At 70.8% G+C, this 25,681-nt stretch carries 23 protein-coding genes; 13 read left to right on the plus strand and 10 right to left on the minus strand.

The annotated features are described in order from the left end of the window. Positions 1–117 precede the first annotated feature (117 nt). From OG595_RS28880 to OG595_RS28910, 7 genes are all read right to left on the minus strand, one after another. The gene (locus OG595_RS28880) at positions 118–492 is read right to left on the minus strand and encodes a hypothetical protein (protein WP_329276990.1); all 375 of its coding nucleotides are present in this window, start codon (positions 490–492) and stop codon (positions 118–120) included. Between the two features lie 328 nt (positions 493–820). Beyond that, positions 821–2,947 carry a zonular occludens toxin domain-containing protein gene (locus OG595_RS28885; RefSeq protein ID WP_329276992.1) on the minus strand — a complete coding sequence of 709 codons (2,127 nt, stop codon included), beginning with the start codon at positions 2,945–2,947 and terminating at the stop codon, positions 821–823. A gap of 87 nt (positions 2,948–3,034) precedes the next feature. Further along, positions 3,035–3,199 (minus strand): DUF6257 family protein, encoded by a 165-nt coding sequence (locus OG595_RS28890; protein WP_329276994.1) that lies wholly within the window; start codon positions 3,197–3,199, stop codon positions 3,035–3,037. Next, a complete protein-coding gene (locus tag OG595_RS28895; protein ID WP_329276996.1) occupies positions 3,192–3,401 on the minus strand; it encodes a hypothetical protein in 210 nt (69 codons plus the stop codon). Before OG595_RS28895 ends, OG595_RS28890 begins: the two co-directional genes overlap by 8 nt. A gap of 99 nt (positions 3,402–3,500) precedes the next feature. Beyond that, complete coding sequence (locus OG595_RS28900) at positions 3,501–3,818, minus strand: hypothetical protein (RefSeq protein WP_329276998.1); 318 nt, start codon at positions 3,816–3,818, stop codon at positions 3,501–3,503. Continuing rightward, positions 3,815–4,507, minus strand: coding sequence for a hypothetical protein (locus tag OG595_RS28905; RefSeq protein ID WP_329277000.1), 693 nt, complete (start codon positions 4,505–4,507; stop codon positions 3,815–3,817). Before OG595_RS28905 ends, OG595_RS28900 begins: the two co-directional genes overlap by 4 nt. Beyond that, on the minus strand, positions 4,494–4,691 hold the full coding sequence (locus OG595_RS28910; protein ID WP_329277002.1) for a hypothetical protein: 198 nt from the start codon (positions 4,689–4,691) through the stop codon (positions 4,494–4,496). The genes OG595_RS28905 and OG595_RS28910 overlap by 14 nt, the downstream gene beginning before the upstream one ends. 289 nt (positions 4,692–4,980) lie before the next feature. Between OG595_RS28910 and OG595_RS28915 the strand changes: the two genes are divergently transcribed. From OG595_RS28915 to holA, 4 genes are all read left to right on the plus strand, one after another. Continuing rightward, positions 4,981–7,518: a ComEC/Rec2 family competence protein gene (locus OG595_RS28915; RefSeq protein ID WP_329283279.1), complete on the plus strand. Its 2,538-nt coding sequence runs from the start codon at positions 4,981–4,983 to the stop codon at positions 7,516–7,518. Positions 7,519–7,522: 4 nt separating this feature from the next. Further along, positions 7,523–8,374, plus strand: a complete 852-nt coding sequence (locus tag OG595_RS28920) for an arylamine N-acetyltransferase family protein (RefSeq protein ID WP_329277003.1) — start codon at positions 7,523–7,525, stop codon at positions 8,372–8,374. 58 nt (positions 8,375–8,432) lie between these two features. Further along, entirely contained in the window at positions 8,433–8,678 is a 246-nt protein-coding gene (locus OG595_RS28925; RefSeq protein ID WP_329277005.1) for a hypothetical protein, read from the plus strand. Positions 8,679–8,791: 113 nt separating this feature from the next. Continuing rightward, positions 8,792–9,781 carry a DNA polymerase III subunit delta gene (gene holA / locus OG595_RS28930; RefSeq protein ID WP_329277007.1) on the plus strand — a complete coding sequence of 330 codons (990 nt, stop codon included), beginning with the start codon at positions 8,792–8,794 and terminating at the stop codon, positions 9,779–9,781. A 305-nt stretch (positions 9,782–10,086) separates the two neighbouring features. Here holA and rpsT read toward each other — a convergent pair whose 3' ends face one another. After that, the gene (gene rpsT / locus OG595_RS28935) at positions 10,087–10,353 is read right to left on the minus strand and encodes a 30S ribosomal protein S20 (RefSeq protein ID WP_329277009.1); all 267 of its coding nucleotides are present in this window, start codon (positions 10,351–10,353) and stop codon (positions 10,087–10,089) included. A gap of 296 nt (positions 10,354–10,649) precedes the next feature. Between rpsT and lepA the strand changes: the two genes are divergently transcribed. The 4 genes from lepA to hemW all read left to right on the plus strand — a co-directional run bounded on the left by lepA (position 10,650) and on the right by hemW (position 18,664). After that, a complete protein-coding gene (lepA, locus tag OG595_RS28940) occupies positions 10,650–12,530 on the plus strand; it encodes a translation elongation factor 4 (protein WP_329277011.1) in 1,881 nt (626 codons plus the stop codon). A gap of 345 nt (positions 12,531–12,875) precedes the next feature. Continuing rightward, positions 12,876–14,750 carry an AMP-dependent synthetase/ligase gene (locus OG595_RS28945; RefSeq protein WP_329277013.1) on the plus strand — a complete coding sequence of 625 codons (1,875 nt, stop codon included), beginning with the start codon at positions 12,876–12,878 and terminating at the stop codon, positions 14,748–14,750. Between the two features lie 452 nt (positions 14,751–15,202). Then, positions 15,203–17,332, plus strand: a complete 2,130-nt coding sequence (locus OG595_RS28950; protein ID WP_329277014.1) for a SpoIIE family protein phosphatase — start codon at positions 15,203–15,205, stop codon at positions 17,330–17,332. A gap of 99 nt (positions 17,333–17,431) precedes the next feature. Beyond that, complete coding sequence (gene hemW / locus OG595_RS28955; protein ID WP_329277016.1) at positions 17,432–18,664, plus strand: radical SAM family heme chaperone HemW; 1,233 nt, start codon at positions 17,432–17,434, stop codon at positions 18,662–18,664. 194 nt (positions 18,665–18,858) lie between these two features. Here the strand turns inward: hemW and OG595_RS28960 are convergent, their stop codons facing one another. Beyond that, the gene (locus OG595_RS28960) at positions 18,859–19,707 is read right to left on the minus strand and encodes a DUF3097 domain-containing protein (RefSeq protein ID WP_329277018.1); all 849 of its coding nucleotides are present in this window, start codon (positions 19,705–19,707) and stop codon (positions 18,859–18,861) included. 31 nt (positions 19,708–19,738) lie between these two features. Then, a complete protein-coding gene (locus OG595_RS28965; protein WP_329277021.1) occupies positions 19,739–20,500 on the minus strand; it encodes an MBL fold metallo-hydrolase in 762 nt (253 codons plus the stop codon). A gap of 242 nt (positions 20,501–20,742) precedes the next feature. Between OG595_RS28965 and hrcA the strand changes: the two genes are divergently transcribed. The 5 genes from hrcA (at position 20,743) to OG595_RS28990 (ending at position 25,613) form a co-directional block, all read left to right on the plus strand. Then, positions 20,743–21,759: a heat-inducible transcriptional repressor HrcA gene (hrcA, locus tag OG595_RS28970; protein ID WP_329277023.1), complete on the plus strand. Its 1,017-nt coding sequence runs from the start codon at positions 20,743–20,745 to the stop codon at positions 21,757–21,759. Beyond that, entirely contained in the window at positions 21,760–22,893 is a 1,134-nt protein-coding gene (gene dnaJ / locus OG595_RS28975) for a molecular chaperone DnaJ (RefSeq protein WP_327694837.1), read from the plus strand. Between the two features lie 99 nt (positions 22,894–22,992). Continuing rightward, positions 22,993–24,117, plus strand: coding sequence for a nitronate monooxygenase (locus OG595_RS28980; protein WP_329277025.1), 1,125 nt, complete (start codon positions 22,993–22,995; stop codon positions 24,115–24,117). Continuing rightward, on the plus strand, positions 24,114–24,875 hold the full coding sequence (locus tag OG595_RS28985; RefSeq protein WP_329277027.1) for a 16S rRNA (uracil(1498)-N(3))-methyltransferase: 762 nt from the start codon (positions 24,114–24,116) through the stop codon (positions 24,873–24,875). The genes OG595_RS28980 and OG595_RS28985 overlap by 4 nt, the downstream gene beginning before the upstream one ends. 153 nt (positions 24,876–25,028) lie before the next feature. Next, entirely contained in the window at positions 25,029–25,613 is a 585-nt protein-coding gene (locus tag OG595_RS28990) for a hypothetical protein (protein WP_443073166.1), read from the plus strand. Positions 25,614–25,681: the final 68 nt, after the last annotated feature.

Here is a 25,681-nt window from a genome sequence, read left to right on the forward strand (position 1 = left end):
CTTTGTATGTAGTTCGGCTCAGCACCTGCCGTCGTACGTACGGCGCAACCGGTTGTGGGCCCGCCTGCCGACGCGCAGCCGGAGGTTACGACCGTGGCAGCACGACGTCTCCCGCTGCTAGCCGGTCTTCTTCCAGGCTTTGCAGCCCGTGGAGGTGAACGCCTTGTCGGTCGCGGCGATCGTGACGGTCGTTTGGCCGCTGGTGGCCCCGTTGGCGATGATGTCGTTCACCTCGCCGGAGGTGCTGGAGAGCCGGGCCCAGTAGCAACTGGTGATGAGGCCGCCTTGCGGGCCGTCGCTGCGGTAGGTGCCGGGCTTAATGTCGCTGCCGACGACGTACGTGCCATCACCAGGGAACCCGTCCGCAGCAACTTTGCCGACTGAAGGCGGGGTACTGGCTGTGGCCTCGTGTGTGGCGGTCGCTGTCGTGGTGACCGTTGCTGAAGGAGCGGCCTTGTCGGCCTTGGGGTTGCCCGTGATACCGATCAGCACACCGACGAAGAGACCAAGGAGGGCCGCGCCTCCATGGGTAAGGAGACTCCGCCAGGAGGTTGCGGGACGTGGCGCCGCCCACGTGCTGGCGTCACGCTCCGGGGGCTTCAGCGGCCCCTCTGGAGGGCCTGGCGGGGTCCGGCCGTTCATGGCTTCAGGGTGCAGCCGCGAAGCCGTTCCCGCATGCGGGACGCGGGGAGGGAAGCCAGTCGGGGAGGCCAACCTGCCTGTTTTCCGTTTCCCACAGGTATGGAGATCCGCCTCCCTGCCCTCTCTGAACTGGCATATGTGCAGGTCACGCTGAGGGAGGCGGGTAGGGAGAACTCCCTCAGTCCTCGGTGCCTCCCTCGTCGAGATCGTCATCGTCGCGGGCTGCGATGGCGTCGAGGATCCGGTCGAGGCTGACGTGCATCTTGCCGCCGTTGGTCTTGTAGTCGCCGTGCCCGGCGTCGTCGAGAACGCGCCTCAGGTCTCGTGGTGACCAGTCTCCGTAGACGACCGGGTTGCGGTCCTTCAGCCCGTGCAGCACGTCCAGGGTGAGCATCTTGGTCTCGTGACCGAGGACGGTCGCGATGTCGGCGAGTGGGTCGGCCACCGCGAACGCGGGCGCGTCCGCCGGTCCGGTGCCCTCGTACAGGCCCATCGCCCGCTGAACGACGGGCGTCACCTCGTCGATGCCCTCTTCGGGGTCGCGGGCTACGTAGTGGGCGCGGATCACCTCGAACGGCTTGGCGGTGAACCCGTAGGTCACCGCGGTGCCGATGTCCTGGCCGGGAACGAGTTCGGTCGCGCGGATGCCGGCCTTGTACTTGCCCGACCCGAGCAGCCCGTCGTTGGCGACCTGGTCGCCGACCGCGAACGCGACACGGTGGCTGGTGTTGCGGGTGACGTCGCGCGGGATGCTGTCCGCCGTCGGGGAGACGGTGACCCAGATCAACGTGATGCCGACCTTCCGCGCCTTCTTCATCACGCGAATGGCCAGCTCGGCGGCCTCCTTGCCATAGTCCTTGCTCATGAACAACTCGTGACATTCGTCGAACACGACGACCCTCGGCCGCATCCGCGGGTCCTTCAGCGCGAGTTCGCGGGTGAGCTTGGGCGACTCGCCGCCGAGTTCCTCCAGCAGCTTGCCGCGCTCGGTGACCTCGCTGGTGAGGCTGCGCAGTCGGTCGAGGGCGGCCTTCAGTTGCTCGGGGTCGTCGCCCTTGACCAGCGTCTTCAGCCGGGGCTTGAGCGGGTCGTAGTCGATGTTCATCGCCATGACGTACACCTCGGCCTCGACGAGCGGGTCGAGGATCGCGCCGAGCAGCAGGGAGACGACGATGGACGTCTTCCCGGAGCCCATGATGCCGCCGACGATCCAGTTCGCGGCCATGAGCTTGCCGACGATCTGGTCTCCCCGCTGGGAGACGGCGACCGGCACACCCTTGAAGTAATCCGTTGTGCCCTCGGTGAGCAGTGGCCACGGCGGCACCGGGCCGGACAGCGAGCCCTGGTCGGCCACCCACAGGTCGAGGGTGCCGGGCTGCTTCGGCGGCTCGGTCGGCCACACCTCGACGGGCTTCCTGAGCAGGTTGTGGGCGAGCACGTTCTTTTTCCCGTTGACCATCTCGACGGTGACGCCGATGGGGAGTTGGAGTTGGGTGTGCCAGCCGTTCCCGGAGCGGGTGGTGGGCTGCACCCAACGAGGCTGCCAGCCCTCCTTGATGGCCTTGTTGAGCGGGGCGATGCCGAGGCCGCCGAGTGCGCGCAGGATAGCGCCCTCGTCAGGCACGACGTCCCGTTCGTCGCCGCCTGCGGGCAGGGCCCACGACGGTGCGGTCTGCCGGTGCTGGCCGACGGCCCACACCCCGGCGAGGGCGAGCCAGGGCAGCGAGTACAGCAGCGGCTCCCACAGCACACCCGCGATGAACGCGACCCATCCGACCAGCTCGACGACCGTGTTCAACGGGGTGAGGACGTCGTCGACGTCGTGGTTGTACCAGGCCAGCATGAGGCCGAGCATGAGCAGCACGCTGCCCGTACTGAGGACGGCGGAGGCGATCGCCTTGGGGGCTTTGAGGATCATCTGCAACAGGTCCATGCGCCGCTTGTGGCGGGCGAACCTGTACGCGTACGCCCGCTGCTCCCACTGCCGGACGAGTTCCTCGTTCCCCGCGGCCTCAGCCTGGCGCATCATGCGCGCGTGCATGGCGGTCGTACGGGCCTCCCAGGTTCGGCGGGTGAGGACGCGGGTACCCCCGAAGACGTACGCCCCGTGGCGGACGAGGAGCCGGTACGCCATGTGCTCGCGGGCCTCGATGACGACCCGTCGCAGGGCTTCGGTGCGGACTCGGCGGCGGTGCTGTACCTCGGTCGCGGGTACGGGGATACCCGTCGTACCTGAGGGTGCGGGTACATCGGGTACGGGGGTACCCGTCGGGTCGGTCTGGGCGGGTGCGGTCGTGTCCGTCATCCTGGTCTCTCCGCTCGTTCTCTGGGCGGTCCGGGACACGGGGCGCCCGGGTGTACCTGTGCCGGGTACGGGCGCCCCGTGGTGTACCTACTTGCCGTTCGCCTCGCGCTTGCGGGCGCGCTCCTTGATCCGCTCGATACCGCGGTCGATGTCCGGCTGGTCCTGGATGTTGGCGATGGTGCGGCGGGCGCCCCGGACTTCCAGGCGGACGATGGCGGCCTTCTCCCAGAAGGTCAGCTTCGGCTCAGACATTGGTGACCTTCGTGATCGGCAGGGCGGCGGCGAGGGCGGTGTATGCACGAGAGACGTCGGCGTAGGCGGTGCTGGCGGCGGCCCACCTCGGGACGTCGTGCTTGAGCGTGGGGTGTTCGAGGTCGCGGTCAGCGGCCTGGGCGAGTTCCTTCGCCCTGCTGGCGGCGAGGCGGGCCTCGGTGAGGGCTTGGTCGCGGGTCATCGGGTTCCTCCGTGGTTGTGGGCCGGGCTGTCCGGCCCCACCACACCCCCGCAACCGTTGCCGTCTGAGCCAACGGTTGGCGGAGGACGGAAGGGCAGGTCAGCGGCCCCTCTGGAAGTCGCGCCACATCGAGCGCAGGACCAGAAGGCAGACGGTCAGGGCAACGACGGTGATGGCCAGCACCACCAGGGCGAGAGACAGTCCGATGAGGACGGCAACCAGGACCGTGCCGACGACGGCCAGAGCGGCTATGGCGAGGCAGCCACCGGCGACGTACAGGCCGACGGGATGCGCGCGAAGCGGCGCCTGCGCTACCGGTGCGGGATGGGCGGGCCAGGGATAGATGGGCTGGCCCTGGGTGGTCATGCCGATGGGCTGGACGGTGTGCTGCACCGGGGTCTGCTCGGGGGAGTTCATGACCGCTTCCCCTCGACGATCTCGCGCCGCAACCCGGCAGCGTCACGGCGCGACAGAGCGAACTCCTGACGGAGCTGGTCGATGGTCACCGGCCGCCCGGTCTCGGTGACCATCTCCCGGTGCAGCTTCAGAGCCCTTCTGCGCAGATCAGCGGGGGTGAGGGTGATGACCTCGGTGACCACCTGGTGGGGGGTCGTTGCGGGCAGCGAAGCGGTCACCTTGGTGGTTACGCCGGTGGTGGCGTAGGCGTTCCACGCGTACGGCAGCGGGTCCGGTACGGCGGTCACCTCGGTGACCGCTTGTACCGGGGTGTATCGCGCGGTCGCGGTGGTAGGCACGCCCTCGCCGCGGGCGAGGGCGTGAGTACGCCACAGCGCCACCGGCACGAGCAGCGAGACAACCACCACCAGGTCGAAGCTGACCGCGATCACCCCCGCCTCAAGGGCGTGTGCGGCCACTTGCGCGGCACTCATGAGCGCCAACGCCAGCGTGACGTCGAAAGCACGGAACCACCGCAGGGCGGCGACCACGTACGCGTCAACGGCTACCGGCAGCATGATTGCGATGAACGGGTCTGCCCCCAGGGTTCGGGCAAGGTCGTACTCGGCGTGCGCAGTGAAGGCGATACCGGCGGCGAGGGACAGGCGCGTCAGCCACATCCGCATGGGGTCGGTCTCAGGTGCGGTCATCGCTGGCACCGTCCTCAACGGCGACGATCAGACTGGCGATGACGACTTCGCAGCGGCCGATGAGGCGGCACAGGTCCCGCTCGGTGAAGTCGTCGTTGCCGACGGCGTCCATGTCGGCAAGAAGCTGTCGGGCGAGACTGACGGGGTAGCGCGCGGTGGTGCCGCGCACGGGTACGTTCTGCATTGGGTCCGGCTCCTAGATCGAGAAGGAATCGGATCAAGGCCCTGGCCTGGTGATGGCGTCACTGGTCTAGGGCCGCTTTGCTCCCTTTGCTAGGTAGGGGGCTAGCTTTCGGCGACCGCCGCTTCGCCGACCTGCGAAACCTTGTGACGCCATGAGCCGGGCACCACACACATCGGAATCCGAAGGTCCGCCCGGGCACGAGACGGCCGGGCCGGAACATGCCGAGCCCCGGCCGCTCGAAGGCCGGGCCGCCGCCCCCGCCCGTCGAACACCCCGCGCCCGCCGGTCCGTGCACGCGGCCTCGGGGAAACGGCTGGGGGAAGCCAATCCCCGGCAGGAAGGGCCGACGGACCTGCGGTTGGTGCCGCCCGCACTGGCGGCCTGGGCGACGTCGGCACTGGCGCTGGACGTCTCGCCCGGCCGGGTCACCGGCGTCGCGGTCGTCTGTTCGGTCGTGGCGGGCCTGCTCCTGCTGGCCCGTCGCGCTTCCGCGGGACCGGGTCTCCCACGGGCGGGACAGCCGCGGTGGGGCAGCTGGTCGCGGATCTCCGTGGCTGCCGTGCTGCTCTGTGTCGCCGCGGCTGCCGTCTCCGCCGGGCTGCACGGGGCCGATCTGCGGCGGGGACCGGTACCGGCACTGGCACGGCAGTACGCCCATGTCACGGCCGAGTTGGAGGTGACCTCCGATCCGCGGCTCACCCGGCCCCGCGTCCAGGGTGCTCACGCCCTGCCGAGTGCCGTACTGCTCGACGCCGATGTCCGGCGCATCGAGGAGACGGACGGAAGCACGGTGGCGACGCGGACGCCCGTGCTCGTGACCGTCGACATGGGTGCGAAGCCGAGGAGGCCCGGACCGTTCGGCCGGGCGGCGGAGGCGGGGGACGGGCCGGAGAGTTCGCCCTGGCTGGGACTGCTGCCGTCCACGCGGCTGCGGGTGACCGGACGGCTCGTGCCGGCCCTGACGGGCGGTGACCGGGTCGCGGCCGTGCTGCGGGTACGGGACCGGGCGGCGCCGGAGGTGGTGAGGCAGCCGTCGACGGCGCAGCGGTTCGCGGGGCGGCTGCGGGCGGGCCTGCGGGACGCGACCGAGGACCTGCCGACGGATGCGCGGGCACTGCTGCCCGGGCTGGTCGTCGGGGACACCTCACGCGTCACACCCGAGCTGGACGAGGCGTTCAAGGAGACCGACCTCACCCATCTGATGGCCGTGAGCGGTGCGAACTTCACGATCCTCCTCGCCCTGCTCATCGGCCCGCCCGCCCTCGCCCAGCAGGTCGAACGGCGAGGCCTCGCACCCCGCCTGGGCATCTCCCTCCGGACCACCGCCCTGCTCGGCGGAGCCCTCACCCTGGGGTTCGTCGTGGTGTGCAGACCCGACCCGAGCGTGCTGCGGGCCGCGGCCTGCGGGTCCGTCGCGCTGCTCGCCCTCGCGACCGGGCGCCGCCGGTCACTGATCCCGGCGCTGGCGACAGCGGTACTGCTGCTGGTGCTGTACGACCCCTGGCTGGCCCGGAGTTACGGCTTCCTGCTCTCCGTCCTCGCCACCGGCGCGCTTCTCACCCTCGCGCCCCGCTGGAGCCCGGCGTTGCGCAGGCGCGGGGTGCCGCCGCGACTGGCCGAGGCGTTGGCCGCGGCCGGTGCCGCGCAGGCCGTGTGCGCGCCCGTCGTGGCCGTGCTGTCGGCGCGGGTGAGCCTGGTGGCGGTGCCGTGCAACCTGCTCGCCGAGTTCGCCGTCGCCCCGGCCACGGTGCTGGGCTTCGCGGCGCTCGCCACGGCGCAGGTGGCGATGCCGGTGGCCAAGGTGCTCGCCTGGGGCGCGAGTTGGCCCGCGGGCTGGATCGTGGACATCGCCCGCACGGGAGCCGCCCTGCCCGGCGGGGGAGTGGACTGGCCGGGCAGCTGGACGGGCGCACTGCTGCTGGGGCTGTGCACGGCGCTCGTCGTGTTCGTCGGCGCACGCCTGCTGAGGCATCCATGGTGGTGCGCGGCCTGCGGGGTGCTGCTGCTCCTGGTGGTGGTGCGGCCGGTGCCGCTGACCAGGGTGATCACGGGGTGGCCGCCGCCGGGGTGGCGGTTCGCGATGTGTGACGTGGGCCAGGGCGACGCGACCGTGCTCGCGGCGGGCGAAGGCACAGGCGTGGTCGTGGACGCCGGCCCCGACCCGGCACTGGTCGACCACTGCCTGCGCGAACTGGGGATCACCAAGGTGCCCCTCGTGATCCTCACCCACTTCCACGCGGACCACGTCGCGGGGCTGCCCGGCGTGCTGCGCGGGCGCTCGGTGGGCGCGATCGAGACAACGGGGTTCGAGGAGCCCGAGGACCAGGCCGGGTTCGTGCTGAGGGAGGCGGCGGCCCGGCGCATCCCGGTGACGCGTGCCGTCGCCGGAGAGCGGCGGCGGACGGGAGACCTCGACTGGGAGGTGCTGTGGCCGAGGCCTGCCCCGGCCCCCGAGCCGGAGGGCGCCAACGACGCCAGTGTCACGCTGCTCGTACGGTCGGCCGGGCTGCGCCTGCTGCTTCTGGGGGACCTCGAACCCCCGGCCCAGCGCGCGCTGCTGAGCTCGCCGGCGGCTGCCCAGGTGCGTGCAGTGGACGTCCTGAAGGTCGCCCACCACGGGTCGGCCTATCAGGACCCGGAGCTCATACGGGCGGTGGCCCCGAGGCTGGCGCTCATCTCGTGCGGCGCGGACAACACGTACGGGCATCCCGCTCCCGGCACGGTGGCGGCGCTCAGGGACGGGGGTGCCGTGGTGCTGCGGACGGACCAGGACGGGGCGTTGGCGGTCGTCGGCGCGGGCCGGGAGCTGCGGGTGGCGAGAGACTGAGGCCATGGACTCCGCACAGGCTGATGCCTACCTCCGTCGGCTGGGCGTCGAACGCCCGGTGTCGCCCACTCTCGACGTACTGCGCGAGCTGCAACTGCGGCACCTGGTGTCGGTGCCCTTCGAGAACCTGTCGATCCATCTCGGCGAGGACATCGTCCTTGAGGAGAACCTGCTGCTCGACAAGGTGGTGGGCGCGCGTCGGGGCGGGTTCTGCTACGAACTGAACGGTGTCTTCGCGGCGTTGCTGACCGCACTGGGCTTCGACGTCACGCTGCTCGCGGCGCGGGTGTACGGCGACGAGGAGCGGCTCGGCATCCCCTACGACCATCTCGCGCTGCGGGTGCGGACGGGGGACGCCGGAGACTGGCTCGTCGACGTGGGCTTCGGGGCGCACAGTCACTTTCCGCTGGCGATCGGGCAGCGGCGCGAGCAGGAGGATCCGGGCGGTACGTTCCGGATCGTCGAGGCGGGGCCGGACGCGGCGGGAGCACGGGGTGCCGGGGCGGACGGGGACCCGGATCGGGGCTCGGGTGACCTGGATGTGGTCCGGGACGGCAGCCGGCGCTACCGGGTGGAGTCGCGGCCCCGTGTGCTCGGGGACTTCGTGGCCGGAGCCTGGTGGCACAGCACCTCGCCGGAGTCGCACTTCACGAGGTCCCTGGTCTGTTCGCGGGTCACGGAGGACGGAGGGAGGATCACGCTCAGCGGCCGGAGTCTCACGGTGACGGCACCCGGTGGGGAGCGGGAGGTGACGGAGCTGGGGGCGGACAGCGAGGTGCTCTCCGTGTACCGGGAGCGGTTCGGGGTCGAGGTGTCGGCTGTGCCGACGGTTCGGGGATTCGGGGCGGGCGACTGAGGAGGCTGAGGCGCATGGGGTGACTGGACCGGGCTCCGGGGTAGCGGAAAATGTCTCCGTGAGCGATGTGAGACATGTGCTGGTGCTGCCCGACCGTGATGCCGCCGAGGACGTGGTGGAGGCGCTGCGTGACCGGTTCGGCCTCGACGAGGAGCCGCAGCTCGTACGGGATGCGCTGGCCGGTGAGGACGACGCGGAGGACGCGCAGTGGCTTGTGGTGCTGCGGGACGAGGCGGGGCGGTTGGATCCGAAGGAGCTGGACGAGTTCGTGGGTGAGTGGGAGGGGTGGCGGGAGGAGCCGTAGTTTCGTGAGGAGCCGCGGCCGTACTCGCAGCGGTGGCCGTGCCGGTCCGGCGGAGGCTTCGGTGGACTTGGTGGGCGGCGGCGTTGTCAGTGGCTCGTGGGATGCTTTCGGGGATGGCCAAGAAGACCGCACATGACGACCCTCTCGCCCCCGTCACGCTTGCCGTGGGCCAGGAGGACCTCCTGCTCGACCGTGCCGTGCAGGAGGTGGTGGCCGCCGCCCGGGCCGCCGACGCCGACACGGACGTACGAGACCTGACCTCGGACCAGTTGCAGCCGGGCACCCTGGCCGAGCTGACCAGTCCGTCGCTCTTCTCGGAGCGCAAGGTCGTGATCGTACGCAACGCGCATGATCTGTCGGCCGACACGATCAAGGACGTGAAGGCGTACTTCGGGGCGCCCGCGGAGGAGATCACCCTCGTGCTGCTGCACGCGGGGGGAGTCAAGGGCAAGGGGCTGCTCGACGCGGCGCGCAAGGCGGGGGCGCGGGAGGTGGCGTGTCCCAAGATGACGAAACCGGCGGACCGGCTGGCGTTCGTGCGGTCCGAGTTCCGGGTGACGGGGCGATCCGCCACGCCCGAGGCGTGCCAGGCGCTCGTCGACTCGATCGGGAGTGATCTGCGGGAGCTGGCGTCCGCGGTGGCCCAGCTCGTCGCGGATGTCGAGGGGACGATCGACGGGGCCGTGGTCGGGCGGTACTACACGGGGCGGGCGGAGGCGTCGAGCTTCGAGGTCGCCGACCGGGCTGTCGAGGGGCGGGCGGCCGAGGCGCTTGAGGCGTTGCGGTGGTCGTTGTCGACCGGGGTGGCGCCGGTGCTGATCACCAGTGCGCTGGCACAGGGGGTGCGAGCGATCGGGAAGCTGTCCTCCGCGCGGGGTGGGCGGCCGGCGGATCTGGCCCGGGAGCTGGGGATGCCGCCGTGGAAGATCGATCGGGTACGGCAGCAGATGCGCGGGTGGACTCCGGACGGGGTTGCCGAGGCGTTGCGGGCGGTGGCTCAGGCCGACGCGGGGGTGAAGGGGGGCGGGGACGATCCTGAGTACGCGTTGGAGAAGGCTGTTGTGGTGATCGCCCGGGCGGCTCGGTCTCGGGGGCGGGGGTAGGAGCAGGAGCAGGGGGTGGAGGGTTGGGTTTCTTCGCCCCTCGCCCTTACCCGTGTGCCCGTCTGCCCGTCCGCCGGTACTGCGGGCGTATTGGTGTTCATGCCGAAGGCCCCGTCGCTGTCCTGGGGTAGGACAGTGGACGGGGCCTTCGGGCGGAACGTTCTGCTTGGCTCCACGCCCGCGTGGCGAACGCAGGTCGTGCGTGGAGCCGGGTTGCCGGGTGGGAGCGGATGAGAGGGCCCGCTCTGGTCCTTCCGGCGGTTGGATCAGATCGAAGAAGGAGATCAGATCGAAGAAGGAGAGGTTCAGCCCTTGAGGGTGGCGACCTTGGAAGCAAGCGCCGACTTCTTGTTGGCGGCCTGGTTCTTGTGGATGACGCCCTTCGAGACGGCCTTGTCGAGCTGACGCGCGGCAGCGCGCTGAGCCTCGGTGGCCTTCTCGACGTCACCCGCGGCAGCGGCCTCGCGGGCCTTGCGGACCGCGGTCTTCAGGGAGGACTTGACGGCCTTGTTGCGCAGCCGGGCCTTCTCGTTGGTCTTGATCCGCTTGATCTGGGACTTGATGTTCGCCACGAATGAGCCTTTTCAGGTTCAGGCGCACGAGGGCATGCCTCACGCGCCGTTTGATTGCTTCTTTGATTCACTGCGTTTCACCGCACGTGTGTCTCCTGCTGAGAGGGCATGAGACACAACGATCCAGGCTACCAGTCGCCTTCCGGACAGCCCAATCCGGCTGTCGGCTCCCCGGCCGGACCGCGCGAACCCACGCAAACCGGTCCCCGCTCCCCGCCCGTGGGACCATGGAGCCTACGTATCGATCCGACCCGAGACCGCAGACACTGCGGACGCCTCAAGAATCAGGACCCTGCGTGCCCGCGATCCCTAGCCATGTGCCCGAGCCGAGCCGTACCGACCCGGCTCTGATCCGCAATTTCTGCATCATCGCGCACATCGACCACGGCAAGTCCACGCTCGCCGACCGGATGCTCCAGCTGACCGGAGTGGTCGACCAGCGGCAGATGCGCGCCCAGTACCTCGACCGCATGGACATCGAGCGCGAGCGCGGCATCACGATCAAGTCCCAGGCGGTGCGCCTGCCGTGGGCTCCGACCGACGGGGACGGGGGCGGTCAGGGCAGGACTCACATCCTGAACATGATCGACACCCCGGGACACGTCGACTTCACCTACGAGGTCTCGCGGTCGCTCGCGGCCTGTGAGGGCACCGTTCTCCTCGTCGACGCGGCCCAGGGCATCGAGGCCCAGACCCTCGCCAACCTGTACCTGGCGATGGAGAACGACCTCAAGATCATCCCCGTGCTGAACAAGATCGACCTGCCGGCCGCCCAGCCGGAGAAGTTCGCCGCGGAGCTCGCCAACCTCATCGGCTGCGACCCCGACGACGTCCTCAGGGTCTCCGCCAAGACCGGTGTCGGTGTCGACGCGCTGCTCGACCGGGTCGTCGCGGAGGTTCCCGCTCCGGTCGGAACCGTGGACGCGCCCGCTCGCGCCATGATCTTCGACTCGGTGTACGACTCGTACCGGGGCGTCGTGACGTACGTACGAGTCATCGACGGGCAGCTCAACAAGCGTGAGCGGATCCGGATGATGTCCACCGGCGCGACCCATGAGCTGCTGGAGATCGGCGTCTCGTCCCCCGAGATGAAGTCGGCCGACGGGCTCGGGGTCGGCGAGGTGGGCTATCTCATCACCGGCGTGAAGGACGTCCGTCAGTCCAAGGTCGGTGACACGATCACCACCCTCCACAAGGGCGCGACCGAGGCGCTCGGGGGGTACAAGGACCCGAAGCCCATGGTCTTCTCCGGGCTCTATCCGCTGGACGGGTCCGACTACCCGGAGCTGCGCGACGCCCTCGACAAGCTCCAGCTCAACGACGCCGCGCTCGTCTACGAGCCGGAGACCTCCGCCGCCCTCGGGTTCGGCTTCCGGGTCGGGTTCCTGGGACTGCTCCACCTCGACGTCATCCGGGAGCGGCTGGAGCGCGAGTTCGGCCTCGATCTCATCGCCACCGCGCCCAACGTGGTGTACCGGGTGGTGATGGAGGACAGGTCCGAGCACATCGTCACCAACCCGAGCGAGTTCCCCGAGGGGAAGATCAGCGACGTCTACGAGCCCGTCGTACGGGCCACGATCCTCGCGCCGTCCGAGTTCATCGGGGCGATCATGGAGCTGTGCCAGACCCGGCGCGGTGTGCTGCTCGGGATGGACTACCTGTCGGAGGACCGGGTCGAGATCCGGTACACCCTGCCGCTCGCCGAGATCGTCTTCGACTTCTTCGACCAGCTGAAGTCCAAGACCCGCGGATACGCGTCCCTGGACTACGAGCCCACCGGTGAGCAGACCTCCAGCCTCGTCAAGGTCGACATCCTGCTGCACGGCGACAAGGTCGACGCGTTCTCCGCCGTGACGCACAAGGACGCGGCGTACGCGTACGGGGTGAGGCTCGTCGCCAAGCTGCGCGAGCTGATTCCGCGGCAGGCCTTCGAGGTGCCCATCCAGGCGGCCATCGGGTCGCGGGTCATCGCCCGCGAGACCATCCGCGCGATCCGCAAGGACGTTCTCGCCAAGTGCTACGGCGGTGACATCTCGCGTAAGCGGAAGCTGCTGGAGAAGCAGAAGGAGGGCAAGAAGCGGATGAAGATGGTGGGTTCGGTGGAGGTTCCGCAGGACGCCTTCATCGCCGTCCTGTCGAGCGACGAGAACGCGGGGTCGGGCAAGGGCAAGAAGTAGCCGACGCCGGCCCGTGGAAACCGGGAGAAGAGGGGGCTCGCCGTGCGGGAACGCGGCGGGCCCCCTTCGTGTGGGTACCGTCGGGGCCCGTAGGAAGCGAACAGTCGCGCTCTGTACGAAGTGACAGGCCGTCGCCCCTTACGCGCCGGGCGGTCGCGCCTTACTCTGATCTCTGCTCGGTAGTTACTCGCGAGTCACTCAGGTTCGCCTCGTGATGTGCATGTCGGTTACACCCTGCTGACCTGCTTTTCTGCTGGGGGTCCGGGGGCAGTCCCCCGGGAAGACGCAGTAACAACAGCCGCAAATGAGCCAGCCGCCGCACTGCCGCGGGCCCCGGAGGATGTCGTGAGCGACACACAGACCTTGATCGAGAACCGTCCGCCGTCCGTCGCCGGTCTTTTCCTGGATCGCGTGGCTGCCACGCCGGACGCCGCGGCCTACCGCTACCCGGTGCCCCCGGCTGCCGGTGAGGGCCCCGACGACTGGAAGTCGCTGACCTGGGCGCAGGCCGCCGAGCGTGTCTACGCCATCGCCGCCGGACTCATCGAACTGGGCGTACAGCCGGAGCAGCGCGTCGCGCTCGCCTCCGCGACCCGGGTCGAGTGGATCCTCGGCGACCTGGGCATCATGTGCGCCGGCGCCGCCACGACCACGGTGTATCCGCAGACCAACACCGACGAGTCGGCCTTCATCCTCTCCGACTCCGCCAGCAAGGTGCTGATCGCCGAGGACGTGACCCAGCTCGCCAAGGTGCAGGAGAAGCGCGCCGAGCTGCCCGAACTCACCCATGTCGTGGTCATCGACCCGGCCGGTGTCGAGACCGGCGAGGGGGTGCTCACCCTCGCCGAGCTGGAGCAGCGCGGTGCCGCGTACCTGGAGAAGAACCCGGACCTGATCAGGGAACGGGTCGGGGCCATCACGAAGGACCAGCTCGCGACCCTCATCTACACCTCGGGTACGACGGGCCGCCCCAAGGGGGTCCGGCTTCCGCACGACAACTGGTCGTACATGGCGAAGGCGATCGCCGCGACCGGGCTGGTCGGCCCGGACGACGTCCAGTACCTGTGGCTGCCGCTCGCGCACGTGTTCGGCAAGGTGCTGACCTCCGGTCAGATCGAGGTCGGGCACGTCACCGCCGTCGACGGCCGTGTCGACAAGATCATCGAGAACCTTCCGGTCGTGCGGCCGACGTACATGGCCGCCGTGCCGCGCATCTTCGAGAAGGTCTACAACGGGGTCGCGGCCAAGGCGCGGGCCGGTGGCGGCGCCAAGTACAAGATCTTCCAGTGGGCCTCCGCGGTCGCCCGCGAGTACGCCAAGGTCACCCAGGACAACTTCCGGCGCACCGGCACCGCCTCCGCGCCCTTCGCCCTCTCCGCGAAGCACAAGGTCGCCGACGCGCTCGTGTTCGCCAAGATCCGCGAGGCCTTCGGCGGCAACCTGCGCGCCTGTGTCTCCGGATCGGCCGCCCTCGCACCGGAGATCGGTTTCTTCTTCTCCGGCGCCGGCATCCACATCCTGGAGGGCTACGGCCTCACCGAGTCCTCCGCCGCCTCCTTCGTCAACCCCGGCGAGGCCTACCGCACCGGCACGGTCGGCAAGCCGGTGCCCGGTACGGAGGTGCGTATCGCGGACGACGGCGAGATCCTGCTGCGCGGGCCCGGCATCATGGAGGGTTACCACGGCCTGCCCGAGAAGACCGCCGAGGTGCTGGAGTCCGACGGCTGGTTCCACACCGGTGACATCGGAGAGCTGTCGCCCGACGGCTACCTGCGGATCACCGACCGCAAGAAGGACCTCATCAAGACGTCCGGCGGCAAGTACATCGCGCCCGCCGAGGTCGAGGGGCAGTTCAAGGCGGTCTGCCCGTACGTCTCCAACATCCTCGTGCACGGCGCCGACCGGAACTTCTGCACGGCCCTCATCGCGCTCGACGAGCTGTCGATCCTGGGCTGGGCGAAGGAGAACGGCCTCGACGGCAAGTCCTACGCGGAGGTGGTCGCCGCGCCGGGGACGGTCGCTCTCATCGAGGGGTACGTCAAGGAACTCAACAGCGGGCTTCAGCGGTGGCAGACCATCAAGAAGTTCCGGCTGCTGCCGCGGGACCTCGACATCGAGCACGGTGAGATCACACCGAGCCTGAAGTTGAAGCGGCCGGTGGTCGAGCGGGAGTACAAGCACCTGATCGACGAGATGTACGCGGGCTCGCGCGAGGCGTAGCGCGGGCGCCTTCGGGCGGTGGGGACTGCCGACGACCGCGGGTTCGACGCGGCCGGTCGCGCGGTTCCCGCGCCCCTGAACGTCAGCACAGGCGGGCTTGTCCGATGAGCCGCCCCTTTGAACCGACCTCGCGCGACCCGGGTCGGTACAAGGGGGCGGTTCGTCGTATGCGTGCGCTGCGCCTCGGAGCTGAGGTGCGGATCATGGTCTGCGGTCTGCGGTCTGCGGTCTGCGGTCCGTGATCCGTGATCCGCGGTCTGTTATCCGGGTGAACGTGGCGAGCGGTGGACGCGGATCGGATGCCCGAATCTGTCCGTCTTCGATCACTTCCGTAGCACTGTTCTCACTCATGGCGGCCCACTTCGTAACTCGGCGCTTATGGGCGTGGTCGGTCTGTCACTCTGTCCGCGTCCACTGAGGTGTATTCGTACGAACTGCCCGGGGAGCTGCCCATGGGGGCCATTCCGACGCAACGGGAGACCGTGCCCCGTGCGCCGTCCCGTGCGCCCGGCACGCCCGCGCGACGGGGTGCGGACCGGCGTGCGGTCGCGCACGCCACGCTCGGCGGCGGCCCCCTAGCTCCCGGCGCCGCCCGAGGCCTCGTACGCGCCGCCCTCGCCGAATGGGCGCGGCTCGGCCTGCCTGGCGCCGGGGCACTGTCCGACCGGCTCACCGACGATGCCATGGTGGTCGTCAGCGAGCTTGTCACCAACGCCGTCGTCCACGCGGGCACGGACGTGGAGTTGCAGTGCCGCCTGGAGACGCCGGACGAACCGGAGGAGCGGGCGGAGAGGGCGGACAGGGCGGACAGGGGGGATCGGGCGGACCGGGACAGGGGGGACGAGGGAGAGGGGGAGGCGGGCGTCGGTGTCGCGCTCGTCGTCGAGGTGTCCGATCATCACCCCTCCCGCGCGCCCCGGGACAGCGGTGTCGAACTCCCTTACGACATACCGGAGTACGGGCGTGGCCTTCGCCTCGTCTCCGTACTCTCCGAGGCCTGGGGCGTCACGTACCGCACCGGCGTCAAGACCGTCTGGGCGCGGCTCCCCGCCGAAGGCATGACGGTCGACGAGGACCTCGACCCGTACGCCGGCACCCAGGCCCTCGGGCACGGGTTACGGGTGGCCGAGGGCCTCGCCCCCGAGCCGCAGCGCAGCCCGTGTGACCAGGAGTGGCTCAACCACGGCGCCCTCTCCTTCCTCGCCGAGGCCTCGGACCTGCTCGCCGGGCAGCTCGACGAGGACCTCGTCGCCGCGCTCACCGGGCAGCTCCTCGTGCCGCGCCTCGCCGACTGGTGCGCGGTGTGGCTGGAGGACGAGTCCATGGGGCGCGGCAGCTGGGGCGACGGAGAGGGAGGCGGGGACGGGGGGTACACCGGGCCCGGGCCGCGGCTCGCCCGGGTCTGGCACGGCAGCGAGGACCGTATCGAGGAGCTGCGCCGCGTCCTGGAGAAGGACCCGCCGCGCCCGCCCGACACCACCAGAACCGGGCCGGTCACCGTGCCCTGGCCCGGTGAGGCGCTCGGCGGGCGCGGGGAGACCGGCTCCGCGCTCGCCTACCGGCTGGTCGCGGGCGGCCGGCCGCTCGGCACGCTGGTCATCGGGCGGGCCGGGACGCTCCGCTTCCCCGACGAGGTCACCGGCCTGGTCGAGGATCTCAGCCGCCGTGTCGCGCTCGCCATCGGCGCCGCCCGCCAGTACGCCCGCCAGGCCACCATCAGCCGCATCCTCCAGCGCGGGCTGCTGCCCGGCGCCGTCGCCGAGATCCCCGGCGTCAGCAGCGCCCTCGTCTACGAACCCTGCGACAAGGGCGGGCCCAGCGGCGACTTCTACGACCTCTTCCCGGCCGGCGACGGCCGCTGGTGCTTCGCCGTCGGCGATGTGCAGGGCAAGGGCCCGGAGGCCGCCGTGGTGATCGGCCTGGCCCGGCCCTGGCTGCGGCTGCTCGCCCGCGAGGGCTACCGCGTCGCCGACGTCCTCGACCGCCTCAACCAGTTGCTCCTCGACGATGCCACGGAGACGGCGGACGCGGCGGCCCGCGCGCTGGTCGCCGCGGACGCGCGTCCCGCTGTGCCGGCCGGGGCGACCGGAGCGGCGGGGTCGGCCGCATCGGCCGTCCCCGGTGTCCTGGCCTCGGTACGGCCGGGCGAGGGGCCGCAGACCCGCTTCCTCTCCCTCCTCTACGGCGAACTCGCGCCCTTCGACGGAGGCGTGCGCTGCACTGTCGCCTCGGCCGGGCATCCGCTGCCCCTGGTGCTCCGGGCGAGCGGTGAGGTCCGTACCGCCGCCGAACCGCAGACACTGCTCGGGGTCGTCGAGGACGAGACGTACACGAGCGGGAGTTTCGAGCTGCGGCCCGGCGACAGCCTGCTGTGCGTCACCGACGGGGTGACCGAGCGGCGCTGCGGGCCCCGCCAGTTCGACGACGGCGACGGGCTGGCGACCGCCCTCGCCGGCTGCGCCGGGCTGAACGCGCAGCTGATCGCGGATCGTATCCGCGAACTCGTGCACGAGTTCGGGGAGAAGCCGCCGGAGGACGATCTGGCGCTGCTGGTGCTCCAGGCGGAATCGCTCGGCGGGTGACTCGCGCCCGGGTGTCGGCAGGGCGCCGGGCAAGGGCCCCGGGCACGGGCATCGGGTCCGTCGGGCGGGCCGCCTCGCCGGTGCTGGACAATGGAGGACATGCCCTCCGCACTCCCCGACGGCGAACCCGTCCCCGAAGACGGTGCCCTGCCCGCCCCCGCGCTCGCCGGGGCCGCGGACCGCCCCCTCGCTTTCTACCTCCACGTCCCGTACTGCGCGACCCGCTGCGGCTACTGCGACTTCAACACCTACACGGCGACCGAGCTGCGCGGCACGGGCGGTGTCCTGGCCTCCCGCGACAACTACGCCGACACCCTGACCGACGAGGTACGGCTGGCCCGGAAGGTGCTGGGCGACGATCCGCGCCAGGTGCGCACGGTGTTCGTCGGCGGCGGTACGCCGACTCTCCTGGCCGCCGACGATCTCGTACGGATGCTGCGGTCGATCCGCGACGAGTTCGGCCTCGCGGCGGACGCCGAGGTGACGACCGAGGCGAATCCGGAGTCGGTGGACGAGCGGTATCTGGCCACCCTGCGCGAGGGCGGCTTCAACCGGATCTCGTTCGGGATGCAGAGCGCGAGGCAGCACGTACTGAAGGTGCTGGACCGTACGCACACGCCGGGGCGCCCCGAGGCGTGTGTCGCGGAGGCGCGGGCCGTGGGGTTCGAGCACGTGAACCTCGACCTGATCTACGGCACGCCGGGGGAGTCCGACGACGACTGGCGGGCCTCGCTCGAGGCGGTGCTCGGGGCCGGGCCGGATCACGTCAGCGCGTACGCCCTGATCGTGGAGGAGGGTACGCAGCTGGCTCGGCGTATCCGCCGGGGCGAGGTGCCGATGACCGACGACGACGTGCACGCGGACCGGTATCTGATCGCGGACGAGGTGCTGGGCGCGGCAGGTTACGAGTGGTACGAGGTGTCCAACTGGGCGACTTCGCGCGCTGCCCGGTGCCTCCACAACGAGCTGTACTGGCGCGGCGCCGACTGGTGGGGCGCGGGGCCGGGGGCGCACAGCCATGTGGGGGGCGTGCGGTGGTGGAACGTGAAGCACCCGGGCGCCTACGCCGGGGCGCTGGCGGCGGGGCGGTCGCCGGGGGCGGGGCGTGAGGTGCTGTCGGAGGAGGACCGGCGGGTGGAGCGGGTGCTGTTGGAGCTGAGGCTGCGGGAGGGTGTGCCTCTGGCGCTGCTGAAGGACGCCGGGCTGGTGGCTGCGGGGCGGGCGTTGGGGGAGGGGTTGCTGGAGGCGGGGCCCTATGGGGAGGGGCGGGCGGTGTTGACGTTGCGGGGGCGGTTGCTGGCGGATGCGGTGGTTCGGGACCTGGTGGACTGAGGGGGCGTGGCGGTGGGTTGTTCTCGCCCCCGCCGCCCCTACCCGTCCCGTCCCTTCCCGTTCCTGGGGGCTGCCGCCCCCAGACCCCCGCTTCGGCCCTGAAGGGGCCTCGTCCTCAAACGCCGGACGGGCTGGAGGGGGCGGCCTCGTCCTCAAGCTCAGGGTGGGCTGGAGGGGCGGCCTCGTCCTCAAGCTCAGGGCGGGCTGGAGGGGGCGGCCTCGTCCGGTGGTGCCGTGACGAAGTCGATCAGTTCCTCCACTCGGCCCAGCAGTTCCGGCTCCAGGTCCCTGTACGAACCCACCCGCGCCAGAATCGCCCGCCACACCGCCCCGGTGTTCTCCGGCCATCCCAGCTCCCGGCACACCCCCGTCTTCCAGTCCTGCCCGTGCGGGATCCGGGGCCAGCCGGGGATGCCCAGGGACGCCGGTTTCACCGCCTCCCACACGTCGATGTACGGGTGCCCGACCACCAGCGCGTGTTCGCTGGTCACCGCCCGCGCGATCCGGAACTCCTTCGTGCCCGGCACCAGGTGGTCCACCAGGATGCCCAGGCGGGCGTCCGGGCCGGGGGCGAACTCGGCCACGATCGCGGGGAGGTCGTCGATGCCCTCCAGGTACTCGACGACCACACCCTCGACCCGCAGGTCGTCCCCCCACACCTTCTCGACCAGTTCGGCGTCGTGACGCCCCTCGACGTAGATCCGCCCCGCCCGTGCGACCCGTGCCCGGGCACCGGGAACCGCCACCGAACCGGAAGCGGTACGGGACGGACGTACGGAAGACGCGCTCGGCGACGGTGACCCGGCGGGGCGTACGAGGGTCACCACCTTGCCCTCCAGGAGGAAGCCGCCCGGCTCCAGCGGGAACACGCGGTGTTTGCCGAAGCGGTCCTCCAGGGTGACCGTGCCCGCCTCGCAGCGGATCACCGCGCCGCAGAAGCCCGTACCCGGCTCCTCGACCACCAGGCCCGGGTCCGCGGGGACCTGCGGTACGGGCTTGGGCTTCTTCCACGGCGGGGTCAGGTCCGGAGAGTACTGGCGCATTCGGATGACGATAGGAGAAGCGGTCGTGCCGTCAGGTCACCGGCTCCCGCGACACGCCGAAACGCGTTGCCAGGGCGTCCCGTTGGGCCCGTACGAACCCCGCGTCCACCACCGCGCCGTGGCCGGGCACGTACAGGGCGTCCTCGCCGCCCAGGGCGAGGAGGCGGTCGAGGGCCGCCGGCCAGTGCGCCGGTTCGGCGTCGGGGCCCGCCTGGGGTTCGCCCGACTCCTCGACCAGGTCGCCGCAGAAGACGACGGCCGGGGTGCCGTCACCGGGTACGACCGCCACGAGGTCGCCGCGGGTGTGGCCGGGGCCGACGTTGCTCAGGACGACTCCCGGGCCGTCGCGCAGCTCGACGGTGAGACTTCCCCGGACCTGCTGACGCGGAACCACCAGGGTGTCCGCCGCCTCCTCCGCCGCCCGGGCGTCCAGACCGTTGCGTACGGCGTCCGCGCACAACGCCGCGCGCCCCACTTCCCCGAATTCGTCGTTCGGGCCCGGCGCCGCGAACACATGCGCACCCGCGAACGCCGCCGCTCCGAAAACATGATCGAAGTGTGCGTGCGTGAGTGCGAGGAAGCCCACACGGCAGCCGGCGAGCTCCTGAGCCTCCAGACGCAGTCTCGCGCCCTCCGCGAGGCTCGATCCCGCGTCGATCAGCAGGGCGCCGCGCGGCCCGGTCACCAGCCCCACCGTGCAGTCCCAGACCGGCAGCCGGCACCGGCCCACCCCGGCCGCCAGGCGCTCCCAGCCCAGGTCGTCCCACCTCGGCTCTTCCCAAGTCACCTTCATGCAGCGACGCTAGCCGGACACGACATCGCAGGACAGGTCGGTACACGTCGGCAGGCCGGCGCGGGCCGCCCTTGCCGGGGGCGTACCCGACAGCCGTACACTGGGCCGGGGAACTCTGGCACTCGCACACGAAGAGTGCCAGGGAAGACCAATGGAGAGCCGAAGAGCCGATGACGGTCCGGGCGGGAGACCGGGTACCGGGTAGGCGCAACAGGGGACGACAGCAGCTGGAGGTGTGCGCGATGCTCAGTGAACGCAGGCTCGAAGTGCTGCGCGCGATCGTCCAGGACTATGTCGGCACCGAGGAGCCGGTCGGGTCCAAGGCGCTCACCGAGCGGCACAACCTCGGGGTCTCGCCGGCGACCGTCCGCAACGACATGGCGGCGCTGGAGGACGAGGGCTTCATCGCCCAGCCCCACACCAGCGCCGGGCGCATCCCGACCGAAAAGGGCTACCGGCTCTTCGTCGACCGGCTCGCCGGTGTCAAGCCGATGACGGCGCCCGAGCGGCGTGCCATCCAGAACTTCCTGGACGGCGCCGTCGATCTCGACGATGTGGTCGGACGGACGGTCCGGCTGCTCGCCCAGCTCACGCGGCAGGTCGCCGTCGTGCAGTATCCGTCGCTCACCCGGTCCACCGTGCGGCACGTCGAGCTGCTCTCGCTCGCTCCCGCGCGCGTGATGCTCGTGCTGATCACGGACACGGGCCGCGTGGAGCAGCGGATGATCGACTGTCCGGCGCCCTTCGGGGAGACCTCTCTGGCGGATCTACGCGCGCGGCTCAACAGCCGGGTCGCGGGCCGCCGCTTCGCGGACGTGCCGCAGCTCGTGCAGGACCTCCCGGAGGCCTTCGACGCGGAGGACCGGGGCACGGTCGCGACGGTGCTCTCCACCCTGCTGGAGACGCTCGTCGAGGAGGCCGAGGAGCGGCTGATGATCGGCGGAACCGCCAATCTGACCCGCTTCGGACATGACTTTCCCCTCACTATCAGGCCGGTCCTGGAAGCCCTGGAGGAACAGGTCGTACTTCTCAAACTCCTTGGTGAGGCCGGGGATTCGAGCATGACCGTACGAATCGGTCACGAGAACAAATACGAGGGACTCAACTCCACGTCCGTCGTGTCGGTCGGCTACGGTTCGGGCGGCGAGGCAGTCGCCAAGCTCGGCGTGGTCGGACCGACCCGCATGGACTACCCGGGAACGATGGGAGCGGTACGCGCAGTGGCACGGTACGTCGGACAGATCCTGGCGGAGTCGTAAGTGGCCACGGACTACTACGCCGTACTCGGCGTGCGCCGCGACGCGTCCCAGGACGAGATCAAGAAGGCGTTCAGGAGGCTCGCCCGCGAGCTGCACCCGGACGTCAACCCCGATCCGAAGACGCAGGAGCGGTTCAAGGAGATCAACGCCGCGTACGAGGTGTTGTCGGACCCGCAGAAGAAGCAGGTCTACGACCTCGGCGGCGACCCCCTCTCGCAGGCGGGCGGCGGCGCGGGCGGCTTCGGCGCCGGTGGCTTCGGGAACTTCTCGGACATCATGGACGCGTTCTTCGGAACGGCGTCCCAGCGCGGGCCGAGGTCGCGTACGCGACGCGGCCAGGACGCGATGATCCGGCTCGACATCGAACTCGACGAAGCCGCCTTCGGGACGACCAAGGACATCCAGGTCGACACGGCCGTGGTGTGCGGCACGTGCAGTGGTGAGGGCGCGGCGCCGGGAACCTCGGCCCAGACCTGCGACATGTGTCGCGGGCGGGGCGAGGTGTCCCAGGTGACGCGGTCCTTCCTCGGGCAGGTCATGACGTCCCGTCCCTGCCCGCAGTGCCAGGGGTTCGGGACCGTCGTTCCGACACCGTGCCCCGAGTGCGCGGGCGACGGGCGGGTGCGGTCGCGCCGGACGCTCACCGTGAAGATCCCCGCGGGGGTCGACAACGGTACGAGGATCCAGCTCGCCGGTGAGGGCGAGGTGGGGCCCGGTGGTGGTCCCGCCGGTGACCTCTACGTCGAGATCCACGAGCTGCCGCACGCGCAGTTCCAGCGGCGCGGGGACGACCTGCACTGCACGGTGACCCTTCCGATGACGGCGGCGTCACTGGGCACGAAGGTGCCGCTGGAGACGCTCGACGGGCTGGAGGAGGTCGACATCCGTCCGGGCACGCAGTCCGGGCAGTCGATTCCCCTGCACGGACGGGGAGTCACGCATCTTCGGGGCGGCGGGCGTGGTGACCTCCTGGTGCATGTCGAGGTCATGACTCCGTCGAAGCTTGATCCCGAGCAGGAGCGGTTGCTGCGTGAGCTGGCGAAGCTGCGGGGCGAGGAGCGGCCCATGGGGCAGTTCCAGCCTGGGCAGCAGGGGCTGTTCTCGCGGCTGAAGGACGCGTTCAACGGACGCTGAGGTGGTGGGGGCGGGCTCTCCGGGAGCGCGCCCCCAGCCCCCTTTCGCGCCGCAGGGGCCTGATTCGGACTTGTGGTGGGGACGTGACAACATGCCGTCATGTCGTCCTCCCCGCTGACCGATCTCTTCCCTCACCCGATCGTGCAGGCCCCCATGGCGGGCGGCGTCTCCGTCCCGCGGCTCGCCAGTGCCGTCGCCGAAGCGGGCGGGCTCGGGTTCCTCGCCGCCGGGTACAAGACCGCGGACGGGATGTATCAGGAGATCAAGCAGTTGCGCGGGCTCACCGGGCGGCCGTTCGGCGTGAACCTGTTCATGCCGCAGCCCGAGTATCCCGGTGCGAGCACCGGCTCCACCGGAGCGGCTGACACCGCGCCCCCTCATGCCGCCGCCGTCGAGCTCTACGCCCACCAGCTCGCCGGTGAGGCCACCTGGTACGACACCGAGCTGGGCGACCCGGACAGCGGACGCGACGACGGCTACGACGCCAAGCTCGCCGTCCTCCTCGACAACCCGGTGCCGGTCGTATCCTTCCACTTCGGGGTGCCCGGCAGCGACGTACTGGACTCCCTCCGCCGTGCCGGCACCCTCACCCTGGTCACCGCGACCACCGCCGAGGAGGCCCTCGCCGTGCAGCGGGCCGGGGCCGACGGGGTGATCGTGCAGGGCGTCGAGGCCGGCGGTCATCAGGGCACCCATCGGGACAACCCCGAGGCGGACGGCTCGGCCATCGGGCTGCTCTCTCTCATCGCGCAGGTCCGCGAGACCGTCGACCTTCCCCTCGTCGCCGCCGGCGGGCTCATGCGCGGCAGCCAGATCGCCGCCGTCCTCGCCGCGGGCGCGAGCGCCGCCCAGCTCGGTACGGCCTTCCTCACCACCCCGGAATCCGGCGCCCACACCCTGCACAAGCAGGCACTGACCAACCCCCTCTTCGCCCGTACGGAGCTGACGCGCGCGTTCTCCGGCCGGCCCGCCCGGGGGCTGGTGAACCGTTTCCTGCGCGAGCACGGCCCGTACGCCCCCGCCGCATACCCCGAGGTCCACCACCTCACCTCGCCGCTCCGCAAGAAGGCCGCCGCGTCCGGCGACGCGCAGGGCATGGCCCTGTGGGCGGGACAGGGGCACCGGATGGCCCGGGAGCTTCCGGCCGGGGAGCTGGTGGCTGTGCTCGTGGACGAGATCGAGGCCGCGCGGGCCGCGTTGGCGGGCGGGGGCGAGCGTTCGTGACCGCCCCTGTCTTCGTCGTCGAGAGTTTCCCCCCGCACCTTGCCGCCGCCGGCGGCGGGCAGTACGTCCTTGACGGGGCCGAAGGGCGCCACGCCGTCTCCGTGAAGCGGATGCGGGCCGGTGAGACCGTCGTCCTCACCGACGGGGCCGGGCGCTGGGCGGAGGGCGAGGTCGTCGCCGCCGAGGGCAAGGACCAACTGGTTCTGCGACTCGGGCCGGTCGTCGAGGAAGCCGCGGAATCCCCACGTATCACCGTCGTCCAGGCCCTCCCCAAGGGTGACCGGGGCGAGTTGGCCGTCGAGACGATGACCGAGACCGGCGTCGACGCCATCGTGCCCTGGGCCGCCGCACGGTGCGTGACACAGTGGCGGGGGGACCGTGGGCTGAAGGCGCTCGCCAAGTGGCGGGCCACCGCCCGGGAAGCGGGCAAGCAGTCCCGCCGGGTGCGCTTCCCGGAGGTCGCGGACGCCGCGTCGAGCAAGCAGGTCGCCGCGCTGCTCGCCGAGGCCGACTTCGCCGCCGTACTGCACGAGGACCGCGACTACGGCAGTGCCGCGCTCGCGACCGCCCAACTCCCCTCCGCCGGTGAGATCGTGCTGGTCGTCGGACCCGAAGGAGGCGTCTCCCCCGAGGAGTTGGCCCTCTTCGAGGGGGTGGGGGCGAAGGCGTACCGGCTCGGGGCCAGTGTGCTGCGTACCTCCACCGCCGGCACCGCCGCGACGGCCCTGCTGCTCGGCCGCACCGGCCGCTGGTCCTGACAGCCCGACAGCCCGACAGCCTGACCGGCTGACGGCCTGGCCGCCTTGCCTCGTACGGCAGTTCGTCCTCCGGCGATCCTTCGCGAAGTTGCTTGCGCGCATGTCCGTATACGCCCTTCCGTGTTGGGCGGGACGGTGGCAGGCTGCCCTTCCATGGTGGCTTTGGGGCGGATTCGGCTTCGGATTCGGCTTCGGCCGCGCGGGCGCCGCAGGGCGGTCGTGGTGGCCGGACTCGTGGTGGCCGTCGTGGGTGGTGCCGTCGCGTGTGATCCCGGTGGGCTCGGTTCGGCCACCGTCGCCTACACCACCGACCAGACGATGACGAAGGAGCTGGAGCGGCGGAACGTCGGCGTCCAGTGGCTCACCTGCACGGCCTCGGTCAACAACGGCAACAAGGCTTCCACGTCCGGGAGTTCGCCCTCGCCGAGCGAGAGCACCTATGCCGACGTCGACTGCCGGGGCAAGACCACGGACGGCAAGGACATCACCGTCACCGGCAAGGTGACGCGCGCCGTCAACGGCAGGTGCGTACGCGGGAACCTCACCGTCAGGATCGACGGCAGGCAGTGGCTCCGCGTCAGCGGACTCGGCAACTGCGACGCGCCCAGCACCCCGACCCGCACCCCGCCCGTCACCTGGCAGCCGCCGGACAACGGACAGCCCGCCCCGACCGTGACCGTGACGAAGACCATCTGGTGCCAGAAGGACCCGAACTGCTGGCCCGTCGAAGGCAAATGAGCGGGTGGGCAAGGCGCCGGGGTCCTGGCCGGTTGTGCACGAAGTGATCCAAACCCCTGTCCGGGGGC

It is taken from the genome of Streptomyces sp. NBC_01451, from assembly GCF_036227485.1.
Classification (GTDB): domain Bacteria; phylum Actinomycetota; class Actinomycetes; order Streptomycetales; family Streptomycetaceae; genus Streptomyces.